17 protein-coding genes are annotated in these 14,546 nt (G+C 65.4%); 9 read left to right on the top strand and 8 right to left on the bottom strand.

Annotated features, from left to right (window positions below):
* Positions 1-1,365, top strand: coding sequence for a ribosome biogenesis GTPase Der (gene der, locus N539_RS0103180; RefSeq protein ID WP_028969092.1), 1,365 nt, complete (start codon positions 1-3; stop codon positions 1,363-1,365).
* 87 nt (positions 1,366-1,452) lie between these two features.
* Positions 1,453-1,887: an Hpt domain-containing protein gene (locus N539_RS0103185; RefSeq protein WP_028969093.1), complete on the top strand. Its 435-nt coding sequence runs from the start codon at positions 1,453-1,455 to the stop codon at positions 1,885-1,887.
* Positions 1,888-2,034: 147 nt separating this feature from the next.
* Here N539_RS0103185 and bfr read toward each other — a convergent pair whose 3' ends face one another.
* From bfr to purL, 6 genes are all read right to left on the bottom strand, one after another.
* Positions 2,035-2,514 carry a bacterioferritin gene (gene bfr, locus N539_RS0103190; RefSeq protein WP_028969094.1) on the bottom strand — a complete coding sequence of 160 codons (480 nt, stop codon included), beginning with the start codon at positions 2,512-2,514 and terminating at the stop codon, positions 2,035-2,037.
* A 69-nt stretch (positions 2,515-2,583) separates the two neighbouring features.
* Positions 2,584-2,775 (bottom strand): (2Fe-2S)-binding protein, encoded by a 192-nt coding sequence (locus N539_RS0103195; RefSeq protein WP_028969095.1) that lies wholly within the window; start codon positions 2,773-2,775, stop codon positions 2,584-2,586.
* Between the two features lie 40 nt (positions 2,776-2,815).
* Positions 2,816-3,478, bottom strand: coding sequence for a CPBP family intramembrane glutamic endopeptidase (locus N539_RS17595; protein WP_051531238.1), 663 nt, complete (start codon positions 3,476-3,478; stop codon positions 2,816-2,818).
* Between the two features lie 53 nt (positions 3,479-3,531).
* Positions 3,532-3,984: a hypothetical protein gene (locus N539_RS0103205; protein ID WP_051531240.1), complete on the bottom strand. Its 453-nt coding sequence runs from the start codon at positions 3,982-3,984 to the stop codon at positions 3,532-3,534.
* A 16-nt stretch (positions 3,985-4,000) separates the two neighbouring features.
* Positions 4,001-4,408 carry a DUF3052 family protein gene (locus N539_RS0103210; RefSeq protein ID WP_028969097.1) on the bottom strand — a complete coding sequence of 136 codons (408 nt, stop codon included), beginning with the start codon at positions 4,406-4,408 and terminating at the stop codon, positions 4,001-4,003.
* On the bottom strand, positions 4,408-6,645 hold the full coding sequence (gene purL, locus N539_RS0103215; protein ID WP_028969098.1) for a phosphoribosylformylglycinamidine synthase subunit PurL: 2,238 nt from the start codon (positions 6,643-6,645) through the stop codon (positions 4,408-4,410). The genes N539_RS0103210 and purL overlap by 1 nt, the downstream gene beginning before the upstream one ends.
* 120 nt (positions 6,646-6,765) lie before the next feature.
* On the opposite strand from purL, the gene N539_RS0103220 reads away from it, so the two are divergent.
* Positions 6,766-7,236, top strand: coding sequence for a VOC family protein (locus N539_RS0103220; protein WP_028969099.1), 471 nt, complete (start codon positions 6,766-6,768; stop codon positions 7,234-7,236).
* 46 nt (positions 7,237-7,282) lie between these two features.
* On the opposite strand, the gene N539_RS0103225 is transcribed toward N539_RS0103220, so the two are convergent.
* Together N539_RS0103225 and N539_RS15185 are read right to left on the bottom strand one after the other, a co-directional pair.
* Complete coding sequence (locus N539_RS0103225) at positions 7,283-8,953, bottom strand: serine hydrolase domain-containing protein (RefSeq protein ID WP_028969100.1); 1,671 nt, start codon at positions 8,951-8,953, stop codon at positions 7,283-7,285.
* A 60-nt stretch (positions 8,954-9,013) separates the two neighbouring features.
* Positions 9,014-9,346, bottom strand: a complete 333-nt coding sequence (locus N539_RS15185) for a hypothetical protein (protein WP_051531242.1) — start codon at positions 9,344-9,346, stop codon at positions 9,014-9,016.
* An 84-nt stretch (positions 9,347-9,430) separates the two neighbouring features.
* Here N539_RS15185 and N539_RS0103235 point away from each other — a divergent pair, with 84 nt between their 5' ends.
* From N539_RS0103235 to N539_RS0103260, 6 genes are all read left to right on the top strand, one after another.
* Positions 9,431-9,667 carry a hypothetical protein gene (locus tag N539_RS0103235; protein WP_028969101.1) on the top strand — a complete coding sequence of 79 codons (237 nt, stop codon included), beginning with the start codon at positions 9,431-9,433 and terminating at the stop codon, positions 9,665-9,667.
* Entirely contained in the window at positions 9,664-10,368 is a 705-nt protein-coding gene (locus N539_RS15190; RefSeq protein ID WP_051531245.1) for a DUF4350 domain-containing protein, read from the top strand. The genes N539_RS0103235 and N539_RS15190 overlap by 4 nt, the downstream gene beginning before the upstream one ends.
* Positions 10,369-10,657: 289 nt before the next feature.
* Positions 10,658-11,149, top strand: coding sequence for a division/cell wall cluster transcriptional repressor MraZ (locus tag N539_RS0103245; protein ID WP_037551772.1), 492 nt, complete (start codon positions 10,658-10,660; stop codon positions 11,147-11,149).
* A complete protein-coding gene (rsmH, locus tag N539_RS0103250) occupies positions 11,146-12,102 on the top strand; it encodes a 16S rRNA (cytosine(1402)-N(4))-methyltransferase RsmH (RefSeq protein WP_028969103.1) in 957 nt (318 codons plus the stop codon). Before N539_RS0103245 ends, rsmH begins: the two co-directional genes overlap by 4 nt.
* On the top strand, positions 12,099-12,830 hold the full coding sequence (locus N539_RS17600; protein ID WP_156029729.1) for a hypothetical protein: 732 nt from the start codon (positions 12,099-12,101) through the stop codon (positions 12,828-12,830). The genes rsmH and N539_RS17600 overlap by 4 nt, the downstream gene beginning before the upstream one ends.
* The gene (locus N539_RS0103260) at positions 12,827-14,539 is read left to right on the top strand and encodes a peptidoglycan D,D-transpeptidase FtsI family protein (RefSeq protein WP_028969104.1); all 1,713 of its coding nucleotides are present in this window, start codon (positions 12,827-12,829) and stop codon (positions 14,537-14,539) included. The genes N539_RS17600 and N539_RS0103260 overlap by 4 nt, the downstream gene beginning before the upstream one ends.
* Positions 14,540-14,546: the final 7 nt, after the last annotated feature.

A 14,546-nucleotide genomic window follows, 5' to 3' on the forward strand; every position in this document is an offset into this window, starting at 1 on the left:
ATGCCCTTGCCCATCGTCGCCATCGTCGGCCGGCCCAATGTGGGTAAATCGACGCTGTTCAACCGGCTCGTCGGCAAGCGCCTGGCGCTGGTCGACGACCGCCCCGGCGTCACGCGCGACCGGCGCGAGGGCGATGCCAGCCTGCTCGGCCTCGAGTTTCGAGTCATCGATACCGCCGGCTTCGAGGACGAAGACCCGCAAACCCTGCCCGGCCGCATGCGCAAGCAGACCGAGGCGGCGGTGCGCGACGCCGACGTTGCCGTGTTCCTGATCGACGCGCGCGAGGGGCTGACCCCGCTCGACGAGGAGATCGGGCGCTGGCTGCGGGTCGAAACGACCCCGGTGATCGTGGTCGCCAACAAGGCCGAGAGCCGGGCCGGCGAATCCGGCATTCTCGAAGCCTTTCGGCTCGGGCTCGGCGAGCCGATCGGGATCAGCGCCGAGCATGGCGAGGGCATCGTCGACCTGTTCGATGCACTTCGGCCGCTCGTCGAGCACGAACGCTTCGAGGCGGACGACGACGAGGCGGGCGAGCATCCGCTCAAGCTGGCGATCGTCGGCCGGCCCAACGCGGGCAAGTCGACTTTGGTCAATCAGATGCTCGGCGAGGAGCGCATGATCACCGGTCCGGAAGCCGGGATCACGCGCGATTCCATTCGTCTCGATTGGGACTGGCCAAGTCCTGATGGAAGCATCCATCGCGTCCAGCTGGTCGACACCGCGGGCCTGAGGAAGCGCGCCAAGGTCGACGACAAGCTCGAGCGCTTGTCGGCGTTCGACACCAAGCGCGCGATCGATCACGCGGAGGTCGTGGTTCTGCTCCTCGATGCGACCCGCGGCCTCGAATCCCAGGACTTGCGCATTGCCGATCAGGTGATCGAGGAAGGCCGCGCACTGATCATCGCGCTCAACAAATGGGACGTCGCCGAGCACGCCTCGTCGCTGTTCAATGGTGTGAAGGCCGCGCTGGTCGAGGGCTTGTCGCAGATCAGGGATGTGACGTTGCTTACGGTGTCGGGAAAGACCGGCAAGGGGATCGATACCTTGCTCAAGGTCGCGATCGAGCTCCGCGAGGCATGGAGCCGGCGGGTTCCGACCGGCGAGCTCAACCGGTGGTTCGAAAGCGCGATCGAGGCGAACCCGCCGCCGGCGCCGAAGGGGCAGCGGATCAAGCTCCGCTACATCACCCAGGTGACGTCGCGGCCGCCGACTTTCGTCGTGTTCGGCAACCGCACCGAGGAACTGCCGGAGAGCTATCGCCGCTATTTGCTGAATGCGATGCGCCGCGACCTCGGCCTTGGCGCAATCCCCTTACGGCTCGAGTTCCGTGGTCGCGCCAATCCCTTCGACCGCCAAAGAAGCTAGCACCCGCTAAGGCAAATTTTACCCTTTTCCAGCTACCACCATTGTGGTGGGACCACGCCCGAGCGATCGGGAGCAGGAAGAGCAACAGTGAGCGACGAGCGTCCGGATATCGTCGATTGGGTACATTTCGAGAAGAGCCGGGCGGAGCTTGGCCCGGGTTTCATCCGCATCCTCAGTTACTTCAAGGAGGATGGGGTGAAGTCGATCGCCCAGATCGAAAGCGCGATGCGCGAGCAGAACACCACGGATTTGGTCCTTCCCGCCCACACGCTGAAAGGCGAGGCACGCCAGCTCGGCGCCGAGCCGCTGGCCAAGATCGCCGAGCTGATCGAATCGACCGCCCGTTTCTGCGTCGAGAGCCACCGTTTCCCGGATGAGCTGGTGCCCGAGGTGGTCGAGCTTCGCCGGCTGTTCACCGACACCATCGCGCTGTTCGACAAGGAAACCAACCCGCTGCTGACGCGCGACCGCCCCGCCGGATTCGGGCGCAAGGTGGGCAATCAGGGCTTCGGCCGGATCTGAACTCTTAGTTCCTCCCTCGCCGAAGGCTGGGGAGGGGAACCATGCAGCGAAGACTGCATGGTGGAGGGGTTCTGACTCGACGCCAATTACCCCTCCACCAGCTTCGCTGGTTCCCCTCCCCACCAGCTTCGCTGGCCGGGAGGAACTTCAATCCTTCGCCGCTTCGCTTTGCAGCTGGATGTAGTTGGGCAGGCCCATGCGCGCGATCATCTCGAACTGCTGCTCGAGCGTGTCGACATGCTCTTCCTCATTCTCGAGGATCTCGGAGAACAGGTCGCGGCTGACGTAATCCTTGATCTTTTCGCAATGCGCGATCGCGCCGCGCAGCTGAGTCAGCGCCTCGAGCTCCAGCTCGAGGTCGGCCTTGAGGACCTCCTCGACATTCTCGCCAATGTGAAGCCGGCCGAGCATCTGGAAATTGGGCAGCCCGTCGAGGAACAGGATGCGCTCGGCTAAGCGGTCGGCATGCTTCATCTCGTCGATCGATTCGGACCGCTCGAACTGGGCGAGCTTGTGGACGCCCCAATTGTCGAGCAGCCGGTAGTGAAGCCAATATTGGTTGGTCGCGGTCAGCTCGTTCTTGAGCGCTTCGTTGAGCAGCCCGAGGACTTTGGGATCGCCCTTCATTTCCGCCTCCCGCCAGTTGCGGGGCGGATGCGCTGTCAGCGGGCGGGGGTCAAGTCAGGTGGGATGACGTCAGGCGACCAGGCGAAGCGGCGGACGCTTGCCGCGCTCTTTGTCGATGATCTCCTGCGCGTAATCGAGGCAGCAGCCGCACTGCACGTCGCAGCCGAGGCAGGCGTAGGCCTTGTCCGGCGTTGGAGCGCCGTCGCGAGCGGCCTTGCGAACCTCGCCCTCGGTGATGCGGTTGCAGATGCACACAATCATGCACGCTATATAATCGATAATGCGACTTATTCGCAAGTAGCTACTTAACCAGGCCCAGTCCAACCAGCAGCACATTGGGAATGAAGTCGACCAGGAAGTGTCCGACCATGTTGGCGAGGAGATCGCGTTTCCAAAGGTAGAAAGCGGTGAGGATCGCTCCAAGGACCAAGGCGATCACCACGCCCGCAAGGCCTTGCCGAAAATGGAATGCGGCAAACAGCGGGAGCGATATGGCCACCGCAATCCACTTGCTGCCGGTGAGCGATTGGAGCCGCTCGATTGCATAGCCGCGGTACAAGACTTCTTCGGAAATGCCCGCGCGCACTACCGCGAGCGTCGTGACGGGAAGCGCGCGCGAGATCGACTGGCCCTCGCCGTAATGCACGCCCATCGCGCCATAGATCGCGAGGCAGGCGACGGCAGCGGCCAGGCAAGCCGCAGCCACCGCCACGGCCCAAGCCAACGAACGGCCGACGCGATCAAAGCGCAATCCAATCGAGGAGAGCGGGAGCTTTTCTCTTGTCGTTACTATCCACAACAAGAGGGCGGTGATCGCGAGGATCGCAAGCTCGCGAGCGACGATTCCGTTGGTTGCGGCCGGGTCGGGCGCGAGAACGCGGTGAAGCGTCGTCATCGCCGGAATCCCGAACAATGCGATCGCCAGGCCTAGGTAGGTCCATCGCGGTGCAGCAGCTGTCGCCATGCGTGTACGTTACACAACCGCAATGACCGCGGGAAGCGTGTGCGAGCGATCGGCTACCGCCTCAGGTATTTCCTGGCGATGAAGGTGTAGGGGATGCCGACGAGCACGATGTGCGCGAACAATTGGGTCGCGATCGACAGTGGCTTCGGCGGCAGCGGCGCGTGGAAGCGCAGCGGGACGACCAGCCAGTTCATCGCGAAATAGGTGATCACACCCCAGGCGAGCGCTGTGCGCCACGGCGTATCGAGCAACGCCGGGCGAGCCCGGACGAGAAGCACGAAGATCGTGGCCATGATTGCCATCAGCACGAAATGGACGGCGAGCCCGAGGATCGCGCCGGCGCCGCCCATGTCCGTCGCGGCGGGGAACGGACCGGACCCGACGGAGCGCAGCATGTCGGGGATATGGTGCCCGAACGCGACGGTCAGGATCATTGCGAAACCGATGTCGAGGGCTCCCGACACCAAAGTCGACACGGCAATCGGCTTCACGATCGAATTGGTCATTCGCATTCCCCCTAGATCAGCGATGTTGTTTGCGTATCACCAGCTTCAGCCCCGACCAGATGTCGTCGACCGAACAGACCTTGGTGTCGACCAGATGCATCGGCAGCGCAACCTCCCGGATCACGTCCTCGGTGATGTCGGTCGCGACCTTCGAGGCACGCTTGGACCAGCTAACCCAGATGAAGCCGGCGCGGTCGAGCAGCGGGAGGAGTTGCTTGAGCTTGGCTGCGAGGTCCGCGCGCGCGGTGACGAAGATGTGTGCTGCGTCGATCGGCGCTTCGGGCCTGTCCAGCATTTGAAGCTGCAAGCCTTCCTCGGCGATCTCGCGCGCCACGCTCTCCGGCATATTGTCCCACCACACGCGCGTGCCGTCCTTCAAGGAGAGCTTCTTCGCCAGCGGCGTCCCGGAATAGCCGGACGGCATCAGGCGAGCGCCGCGTCGGCTCCCATCAGCTTGGGGAAGAAGCCCTCGTGCGCGGCCCGGAGGTCCGCGAGGGAGATTGTCGCCTGACTGTTGTAATCACCAATGGTCAGCGCATCGCCACCAGTGACGCCGATCTGCTCGCCGACGACGCCATGGTCATTCAGTTTTTCGATCAGCGTGGTTGCGTCCTTGGACGAGACGACGACGTATACCGCCTGATCCTCTCCGAATAGCATTCCCGCGGTCGAGCCTGGATGGGTCTCAATGCGCACGTCAGCGCCAACGCTGCCTGCAAGCGCCATTTCGCCAAGCGTCACAGCAATTCCACCGTCCGAGACGTCGTGGACCGCGGTGACCCATCCGAGATCGATTAAGTCTCTTACGGCCTCGGCTGTCCGTTGTTCAGCGTCCAGATTGACCGGTGGGGGCGCGCCTTCCTTGCGACCGTGAATCTCACTGAGCCATAGCGATTGGCCCATATGTCCGAGCGGATAACCGACGCGGTAAATGAACTCTCCCTCGGCCTTGAACCCAATCGTCGCCGACTTCTCCCAATCGTCGAACAGGCCGACGCCGCCGATCGCGGGGGTGGGGAGGATGGCGAGGCTCGAGCCGTCGTCGGCCTTGGTCTCGTTGTAGAGCGAGACGTTGCCGCTCACGACGGGGAAGTCGAGCGCCCGGCAGGCTTCGGCGATGCCTTCGACGCAGCCGACGAACTGGCCCATGATCTCGGGCCGCTGCGGGTTGCCGAAGTTGAGGCAGTTGGTGATCGCCAGCGGCTTCGCGCCGACGGCGCAGAGGTTGCGGTAGGCCTCGGCGACCGCCTGCTTGCCGCCCTCGACCGGGTCGGCGTAGCAATAGCGCGGCGTGCAGTCGGTGGTGATCGCCAGCGCCTTCTTCGAACCGTGGACGCGCACCACCGCGGCGTCGCCGCCGGGGCGCTGCACCGTGTCGGCGCCGACCGACTGGTCGTATTGCTCCCACACCCAACGCCGCGACGCTAACGCCGGCGAGGCCATGAGCCTGAGCAGGTCCGCCGCGATGTCGGTGCTCTCGGGGATGTCGGTCAGCGGCTCGGGCGCCTTGGGGATTGCGTAGGGCCGCTCGTACAGCGGCGCCTCATCGGCGAGCGGGTCGAGCGGAATGTCGGCGACGGTCTCGCCGTTCCACACTAGCTCCATTCGCCCGGTATCGGTCACTTCGCCGATCACCGCGAAATCGAGCTCCCACTTGCGAAAGATCGCCTCGGCCTCGCCTTCGCGGCCGGGCTTGAGCACCATCAACATCCGCTCCTGCGATTCCGACAGCATCATTTCGTAGGGCGTCATGCCTTCCTCGCGGCACGGCACCTGGTTCATGTCGAGGCGGATGCCGACCCCGCCCTTGCTCGCCATCTCGACCGAGGAGCTGGTGAGTCCCGCCGCGCCCATGTCCTGGATCGCGACGATCGCGTCCGATGCCATCAGCTCGAGGCACGCTTCGATCAGCAACTTCTCGGTGAACGGATCGCCGACCTGGACCGTCGGCCGCTTCTCCTCGCTGTCCTCGGAGAAATCGGCGCTGGCCATGGTCGCGCCGTGGATGCCGTCGCGCCCGGTCTTCGATCCGACATAGACGACGGAATTCCCGATACCCGCGGCCGCCGAATAGAAAATCTTGTCGGTCCTGGCGACGCCGACGGTCATCGCGTTGACGAGGATGTTGCCGTCATAGGCCGCATCGAAATTGACCTCGCCGCCGACGGTTGGGACCCCGACGCAATTGCCGTAGCCGCCGATCCCCGCGACCACGCCCGCGACCAGATGCCGCGTCTTCGGGTGATCGGGCCGGCCGAACCGCAGCGCGTTCAAATTGGCGATCGGCCGCGCGCCCATGGTGAACACGTCGCGCAGGATCCCGCCGACGCCCGTCGCCGCGCCCTGGTAAGGTTCGATGTAGGACGGGTGGTTGTGGCTCTCCATCTTGAAGATCGCCGCATCGCCGTCGCCGATGTCGATTACGCCGGCATTTTCTCCCGGCCCGCAGATCACCCACGGCGCCTCGGTCGGCAGTTTCTTCAAATGGACGCGTGAGGATTTGTACGAGCAATGCTCCGACCACATGACCGAGAAGATGCCAAGCTCGACGAGGTTCGGCTCGCGGTCGAGCGCTTTGAGGATGCGGCCGTATTCTTCCTCGCTGAGCCCATGCTCGGCGATCATTTCGGGCGTGATTTGCGAAGCTTCGAGGACGTCCATGCGCGGCGCCTTAGCGGGCGGGCCGAGCGGGGGCTAGGGCGCGGCCAATGACCTTGGAGCGACTCCGGCAACAGCAGTAAGGAGGGTGTCGCCGGGGGACTCGATTCAAGGAGCACCGCCATGACCAAACCTATTCCCGAGGGATATCGCAGCGTGAACGTCATCCTGACGGTCGACGACGGCGCGAAGGCCATCGATTTCTACAAGCAGGCGTTCGGCGCCACGGAGATTTCGCGGCTGCCGATGGGCGACAAGATCGGCCATGCCGAGCTGCAGATCGGCGACACTCGATTCATGCTCAACGACGAGTTTCCGGAACGAGGCAACCTCGGACCCAAGGCTCGCGGTGGAACCCCGACTTCGTTGCTCATCTACACCGATGACGTGGATTCGTCGTTCAAGAAGGCAATCGACGCCGGAGCGACACAGACCATGCCGGTCGAGAACCAGTTCTGGGGCGACCGCATGGGCGGCCTGACCGACCCGTTCGGCCACAAGTGGAGCATCGCGACCCACGTCGAGGACGTCCCGTCCGAGCAGTTCGAAGAACGCATGAAGGCATCGCAGCCGAAGCAGCCCGAAACGGTGTAAGCGCGAACTCCTCCCTGCCGGCGTAGCCGGTGGGGAGGAGCGAAGCCTACACGTCGTGCCGCAGGAACTTCTCGCCGGAGTAGATGAGGGTCTGCGGACGGCCGTCGATGAAGTTGGCGAAGCTCGCCCGCTCCGGCGACCAGCTTTCCGGCCCGACGCGCCACAAATTGTCGCCGATCCCAGTCATCGGCGTGTCCGTGCCGATCCACAGCTTGCCGCCACGCTCGACGACCACCGTGGTTCCGACCCACGGGCTGTCGTTGACGTAGCGCCCGGCGAGCTTGGCGAGCGCCTGGTTGCTCGGCGGAATGGTGCCGACGCGGCCTTCCTTGAGATAGCCGAAGCTGCCCCAGCTGGCGTGGCTGACGAAGCCCTTGGTCCGGGTGAACATGAGCGCGAATTGCCGGAACCGCGGGTGCGTCGTGCGATAGAGCTCGCCGCCCCATGGCTGGAGCGGAGCCGAGACGCCGTCGGCAACGATGGTGAGCGGAGCGCCAGGGCGCACCTCGAATTTGCCTCCTGGCCCCGAATAGCGGCCGACGTAGGCGGCGGGCGCGGCCACCTTGGTCTCGAGCGAAGGTGCGTCCGGAAGCGGCTTTCCGGCAAGCGCATTGGTCAAGGCATCGACCGCGAACCGCGTCAGCAGCCGCGGCCGGTATTCGAGGAAGCCACTGACGTTCGAGCTCGCGAAAGCGCCGACGCCGCTTGCCGTGTCGACGTGGAACGAGGATGAGAAAGCGACCATCCCGCCGGTATGGTGAAGGTAGGAGCGGCCGGCGTTGGCGACGTGCATCAGCCCGTTGCCATAGGTCATTCCGGCGGTGTCGCTGGGCACGGCGTGGGTGGTGAAGGCCGTCGCCTGCTCGGGTGACAGGCCGAGGCCGCCGCGGCCCTGCGCGGCATTGGCCAGCGTGCGCAGGAAGGGCATCATGTCTTGTGCGGTCGATGCGACGCTTCCGGCGGCAAAGGTTACGTCGACCCAGGCGCCCGGAGCAAGCGGAGCGCCGCGTGCCCACGGCGCGGTCGGATCCGCGGCCTCGTACCCTTGCGCGTACAAGGTCCGGTCGGCGCCGACGATGGCGCCGTTGCTACGCTTCATCCCAAGCGGGCGAAAGACGCGGTCGGCGAGCAGCTGGTCGAGCGGCTTGCCGCCGAAATGCTCGGCGAGCTTGCCGAGCATGTCATAGGCGGTGTTGGAATAATGCCAGTGCGCGCCCGGCGCGTAGGCGGTTCGCTGCCCGCCTTCGAGCCACAGCGGCTCATCCCCCGGCAGTCCCGCGACGTGATCGAGCATGTGCTGGACGCTGATCGCGTTTCCGGCGGGAAGCGGAAGTGCCGGGAGCAGGTCGCTGGCCCGGTCGGACAGGTTGAAGCGGCCCTCGCCGGCAAACTGGTGAAGCAGCGTTGCGGTCATCACTTTGCTGATCGAGCCGATCTGGAACAAGGTGTCGGGCGTGATCGGAGTGCGCGCTTCGCGGTTCGCGTAGCCGAAGTCGAGGACCGTGGAGAAGCCGTCGGGCGCGGTGAGGCCAAGGGTCATCCCCGGGATGCCGAGATAAGCGAGATGCGCCTCGCCATGCGCGCGGATCGCTGCCAGCGCCGGCTCGAGGCCGGGCCTAGTGCCTGCGCTCGATTGCGCGAAAGCGCGAGCGCCGAGCTGGCTGCCAAGTGCGAGGCCGACCGCCCCGCGGGTGAATCCGCGCCTAGTAAGTTTCATTGATGATGGCCTCCGCAGCCCCGGTTGATCAAGGGCCGCGGAGACACTGTCAAGCGAGGCTCAGGCTTTGCAGCTCTGGCCGTTGTAGGCGATGGTCGACGCCTTGGCGTCGCCTTTGAGCTCGGCGCCCGGCGTGACGGAGGTCCCGACCTCGTCGCGGGTCTTCTTCACGCGAGCCGTGCCGTCCGACAGCCAGTCGATATAGACGAGGCTGTTGTCCTTGCAGCGATACGACTTGCTGGCGGCGACCGAGGGCGGCAAGGCCACCGGCTCGTTCGAGACATTGGTGTCGTCCCCTTCCGGGCCGCCGGCGACGATCGTGTGGTCTTCCTTGTTACAGCCGGCTAGCGCTGCGGCCACGCCAAGGGCGATGAGCAGGGGGGTGCGAGTCATGATTTCCGCCCTTCGCGGCGCGACGGTCAAAGTCAAGGGACGTGCTTGCATAATGTCGGTGTGGGACATAGCTTCGCCGACTACATGCCGTATCAAGCCGGAAGCAGCGCCCAGCGCATCCGCATCGGCCTGACCGGGCTCGCCTTCGCCTTCCTCCTCGTGCTTCTCGGCTCGATCATCAGCAAGTCGGGGCACGACAATTCGGTCAACAACGCGCAGCAGAGCGCCAGCAACGAGCCGAGCGAACCGCTCGCCGAGCTCGGCGTCGCGCCCGGCGCATCGGACGCCTCGACCAACAACCTCGCGTCCAACAAGCAGTGACGCGGGCGCGCCTGCGCGCGCTCGGCCTCGCTGTCGTCTGCCTGGCCATTGCCGCATATGCGTTTGCGCAGTTGCGGCGCCCGGCGCCAGCGTCGGAGCGGCCCGCCCTTCTGCTGCTCACCAGCTTGCCGCTGGTGTTCGGGGAGGACTTCTCGATTGAAGGCGGCGGGTCACCCGCGTTGACTGCGCTGCAGTCGCACTATCGAGTCATTCCGGTCAGCGTCGCCAGCTCGGCCGAACTGGCTAAGGGACGGCTGCTGCTGATGGCCCAGCCATTCGCCCAACCGGCCGAGGATTTGGTCGCGCTCGATCAGTGGGTGCGCGATGGCGGCCGCGTCCTGTTGCTCGCCGACCCATTGCTCGAGTGGCCAAGCTCACGCCCGCTCGGCGACCGTTTGCGGCCGCCGGTCATGTTCGCCGACACCGGCCTGCTCGCCCACTGGGGACTTCGCCTCGACGCTCCCGACCGGCCCGGACTGAAAGCGTCGAGCCTGGGCAATCGTCCGATCGTCACGATTTCTCCCGGTTCGCTGCACGGCGGGTGCGAGATCAGCGGGGACGGAATCGTCGCGCGCTGCCGAATCGGCCGTGGACGAGCGACGGTTGTGGCCGACGCGGATTTGCTCGACGCCGGCAATTTGGGTGGTGATGGCGCTCATAATCTTGAGGCGGTGTTGCAAGAACTGGATGCACTGAAGTGATTCTAAGCGATTCGCGAGTCACAGACTTATCCACAGCCTTCGGAGCGCGGAACAGGAGGGGAACGGGGCGCATCGTCCACCCTCGAAAAGGCGCGGAATTCCGCCATTTCCCACAGTTATCCCATAAAATCCCATAAAATCCCATTGTATCCCGCACGGCGTTGAGTTACCAACATAGGCTGTTGCGCGGGGACTGACCCTCAAGACCAGGACACTGGCGTGGAGCGCGCGTGGATACGCGCGTCCGCGAGGGGAAAGTCGCGCGCTTCGAACGGGGAGTTGTTTGGGCGTGGCGCTAGAGCATCTGTTTCAGGGCAGCGCTTTGAACGCGGTCGATGCCAAGGGCCGCGTGTCCATCCCTGCATTCCTGCGCGGCGTGATCGAGCGCCGCGGCGACGCCCGCACCGTCGTCCTCGCCAAGCATGAAGCCTTCGGGTGCCTCGCCGCCTACGACCCCGCTTATGCGGCGCTGAAGCACGCCAAGCTCGAGCGCCTACTCGAGAAAGAAGAGACGAGCCCCGACGCCCAGCTCGAATATCAGCAGCGCAACCTCATCGCCTTCGCCGCCACCGAGGAAGTTCCCTACGACAGCTCCGGCCGCATCGTCATGCCCCCGATGATGCGCCGCAAGGGCGACATCGGCGACCTCGCGCTGTTCCTCGGCACCGGCGAGACGTTCCAGATCTGGAATCCCGAGCGTCTGCTCAAAGACCCGCGCATCCCCGACGACCTCAAGGACATCGCCCGGTTTCGGCTCGAAGAACGTGGAGCCGCCTCGTGACCAGCACCGGACCCCAACATGCCCCTCATGTTCCGGTGCTGGTCAAAGAGGTCATCGCCGCCCTGGCCATCCAGGGCGGCGACACCCTTGTCGACGGAACCTTCGGAGCAGGCGGCTACACGCGCGCCATGCTCCGGGCGGGGGCGGGACGAGTGATCGGTTTCGATCGCGACCCCGATGCGATCGAAGCCGGACGGTCGCTCGTCCCGGATCCGCCCCTCACACTTATCAACGAGCGCTTCAGCCAGATGGACCGAGTTCTGGCTGAACGCGGCATCGAGCAGGTCGACGCAATCGCGCTCGACATTGGAGTTTCCTCGATGCAGCTCGATCGGGCGGACCGCGGCTTTTCCTTCTCGACCGACGGTCCGCTCGACATGCGCATGAGCAAGTCGGGCCTGACGGCGGCGGAGTATCTCAATGCCGCCGACGAAGCCGAGATCGCGCGCATTCTCAAGGACTATGGCGAGGAGCCGCGGGCACGTGCCATCGCCCGCGCGATCGTCGCCGCGCGCCCGGTGGAACGCACCGCGGAACTCGCCGCGATCGTCCGCCGGGCCGCGGGTTTTCGCCCCGGCCAGAAGAGCGACCCCGCGACCCGGACGTTCCAGGCCATCCGCATTCATTTGAACGCCGAGCTCGACGAGCTTCAGGACGGGCTTGCCGCGGCCGAGCGCGCTCTGCGCCCGGGCGGCCGGCTCGCGGTCGTCACCTTTCACAGTCTCGAAGACCGGATCGTGAAGCGCTTCTTCCGCGAACGGAGCGGAGGAACGCCGGCCGGCTCGCGTCACCGCCCCGTGATTGTCGATCCCAAGGAGCCAACCTTCGAACGGATCGCCAAGCCGGTTTCCCCGGCGGAGCGTGAGTTGGCCGCGAACCCGCGGTCGCGTTCGGCGCGGTTGAGGAGCGGCGTCCGGACCGCAGCGCCGGCATGGAAAGGTGGGGTACGATGAGCGGGCGTAGTTTCCACTCTTTGTTCATGGTGGCGAGCTGCGCCGGAGCGGCGCTTGGCTGCTATTTGGTGTCCCTTCGCGTCGCCTCGGAGCGCGCCTCGCTGGAGGACGTCGAAACCAAGATCGTCCTAGCGCAGCGCGACATGCGCGTCCTCCAGACCGAGATCGGCACGCGCGGCCGGCTGGCGCAGCTCGAGCGCTGGAACGTCAAGGTGCTGGCGCTGTCGGCGCCGGCCGCGGAGCAGTTCCTCGCCGGCAGCTTCGAGCTCGCCAAGCTGACGCAGCCCGAACACAAGATCGATTTCAATGCGCCGGTGGTGTTGGCCGCGGCGCCGGCGCCGAGCCGGATGCCAGCGATTGGCGGCCCTGATACCGACGATTCAGGCGCGGCCGCGATGCCGCCGCCGAGCGGCCTGATCCACGAAGCAAGTTTGAAGACCGAGACGCGCGAGGTCCCGGCGAAAACGGTCGTTGCATCGTCCCTGACGACCGTCGTGAAGTCCGCGGACAGGCTGGTTACAGCGGCGAAGCCGGCCGATCGGAAATCCGCGGATAAGCCGGGCCTCGCGGCCGCCCAATCGCATGACAAGAAATCGGTGGATAAGCCCATCGAACTCGCCGCCAGGGCGGTGACAAAGCCGGTTCGGATTGCGAAGAACGATCCGCTCGCACCGCTTCCTGACAAGCGTTTCGTCAAGCCTAACAAGGATCCAGCACCGGCCCGATGAACGCCCCGTCGCCCGCTCTCGTCGCGCCAAGGCCCGAGCGGCTCCGACTGGTCGGCCAGCGCCGGCAAATGCTCGCGGTCATGCACCAGCGGTTGATGTTCGGCATGCTGGTCTATGCCGGGATCATTGCCCTCATCGCGCTGCGCATCCTGTGGCTGGCGGCGTTCGGCGATCATGCCGGGCGCAAGGAGGGCGTAACCGCGCTGGTCCCGGACCGCGGCGACATCGTCGACCGCGACGGCGAGCCGCTGGCGCGGACGATCGACGCCTGGACCATTGCCGTCCATCCCGGAAAGATCATCGGCGACAAGCTCGAGATCGCACGCCGCCTGGCCGAGCTGATGCCCGAACGCAGCGAGGCGCAATATTTCGCGCTTCTAAGGTCCAACAAGCCCTTCTTCTATTTGCGCCGCCGCGCCTCCCCCACCCTGGTCGAGGCGGTCAACGCTCTGGGCGAACCTGGGCTCGCGATCCAGCGCGAGCCCGACCGGCTCTATCCGCAGACCAGCCTTGCCGCCCACGTACTCGGCTTCACCGACATCGACGGTCATGGCGCCGCCGGGGCCGAGCGGGCGTTCGACAAATATCTGTCCGATCCGGCGACCCGCGGCAAGCCGCTCCAGCTGTCGATTTCGAGCCGGATCCAGCAGGCGCTCGAGCATGAGCTCGGCGATGCAATGGCCACCTTCTCGGCGATCGGCGCGGCCGGCGTCGTGATGGACGTCCATACCGGCGAGGTCCTGGCGATGACCTCGATGCCGACGATCAACCCGAACACGCCGGGGCAGGGCACACCCGAGGCGCATTTCAACCGGGCGACGCTCGGCGTGTTCGAGCTTGGCTCGACGTTCAAGCCGTTCACCGTCGCGATGGCGATGGACTCCGACGTCATCAAGTCGGTCGGGCAGGTCTACAATTGCCCGGATGCGCTGCCGGTTTACGGCCATGTCATCCACGACACCCATCCGTTCGGGCGCAGTTGCACTGTCGCCGAGATCATGATGGAAAGCTCGAACATCGGCACGGCGCAGATCGCCGACCAGCTCGGCACCAGGCGGCAGAAGGCGTGGCTCAAGAAGATGGGCTTCCTCGACAAGGTCGAGATCGAGCTCGGTGAGCGCGGCCGCGCGCTCAACCCGGGGTCGCGCTGGGGACCGTTCGAGACCATGACGATCGGCTTCGGCCAGGGCATCGCGGTGGCGCCGCTCCAGCTCGCAATGGGCTATGCGACCTTGTTCGACGGCGGCATCTATCATCCGCCGACCATCCTCAAGCACGGGCCGGGCAATCCGTTGGCGCCGGGCAGGCGCGTGTTCAGCGCCGACACCAGCTATCGGATGCGGGCGATGCTGCGGCTGGTGGTGATGAAGGGCACCGGCAGGAAGGCCGACGCGCCCGGTTATCGCATCGGCGGCAAGACCGGCACCGCGCAAAAGCTGATCAACGGCCACTACAGCCAGACCGTCAACATCACCAGCTTCGCGGGTGTGTTCCCGATGGATGACCCGCGCTATGTGATCGTCGTCATGCTCGACGAGCCCAAAGCGACCAAAGAAACTTACGGCTTCACCACGGCGGGCTGGAACGTCGCGCCGGTGGTCAGCCGCACGGTCAGTCGCATCGCCCCGATGCTCGGCGTCGCGCCCAACATGAACCGCGAACCCAACATGGGCGAGGTGCTGCCCTTCGTTCACGAAACGAAGGAGTAACCATAGG

The organism is Sphingomonas sp. URHD0057 (assembly GCF_000620665.1).
GTDB lineage: Bacteria > Pseudomonadota > Alphaproteobacteria > Sphingomonadales > Sphingomonadaceae > Sphingomicrobium.

What these genes read in the sequence shown, in the direction of transcription:
- N539_RS0103195 (WP_028969095.1), bottom strand. Translation starts at nt 2,775, where the DNA reads ATGATTGTGTGCATCTGCAACCGCATCACCGAGGGCGAGGTTCGCAAG.
- N539_RS0103260 (WP_028969104.1), top strand. Translation starts at nt 12,827, where the DNA reads ATGAACGCCCCGTCGCCCGCTCTCGTCGCGCCAAGGCCCGAGCGGCTC.
- der (WP_028969092.1), top strand. Translation starts at nt 1, where the DNA reads ATGCCCTTGCCCATCGTCGCCATCGTCGGCCGGCCCAATGTGGGTAAA.
- N539_RS15185 (WP_051531242.1), bottom strand. Translation starts at nt 9,346, where the DNA reads ATGACTCGCACCCCCCTGCTCATCGCCCTTGGCGTGGCCGCAGCGCTA.
- N539_RS0103235 (WP_028969101.1), top strand. Translation starts at nt 9,431, where the DNA reads ATGCCGTATCAAGCCGGAAGCAGCGCCCAGCGCATCCGCATCGGCCTG.
- N539_RS0103205 (WP_051531240.1), bottom strand. Translation starts at nt 3,984, where the DNA reads ATGACCAATTCGATCGTGAAGCCGATTGCCGTGTCGACTTTGGTGTCG.
- N539_RS0103225 (WP_028969100.1), bottom strand. Translation starts at nt 8,953, where the DNA reads ATGAAACTTACTAGGCGCGGATTCACCCGCGGGGCGGTCGGCCTCGCA.
- N539_RS0103220 (WP_028969099.1), top strand. Translation starts at nt 6,766, where the DNA reads ATGACCAAACCTATTCCCGAGGGATATCGCAGCGTGAACGTCATCCTG.
- N539_RS0103210 (WP_028969097.1), bottom strand. Translation starts at nt 4,408, where the DNA reads ATGCCGTCCGGCTATTCCGGGACGCCGCTGGCGAAGAAGCTCTCCTTG.
- bfr (WP_028969094.1), bottom strand. Translation starts at nt 2,514, where the DNA reads ATGAAGGGCGATCCCAAAGTCCTCGGGCTGCTCAACGAAGCGCTCAAG.
- purL (WP_028969098.1), bottom strand. Translation starts at nt 6,645, where the DNA reads ATGGACGTCCTCGAAGCTTCGCAAATCACGCCCGAAATGATCGCCGAG.
- N539_RS17595 (WP_051531238.1), bottom strand. Translation starts at nt 3,478, where the DNA reads ATGGCGACAGCTGCTGCACCGCGATGGACCTACCTAGGCCTGGCGATC.
- N539_RS17600 (WP_156029729.1), top strand. Translation starts at nt 12,099, where the DNA reads ATGAGCGGGCGTAGTTTCCACTCTTTGTTCATGGTGGCGAGCTGCGCC.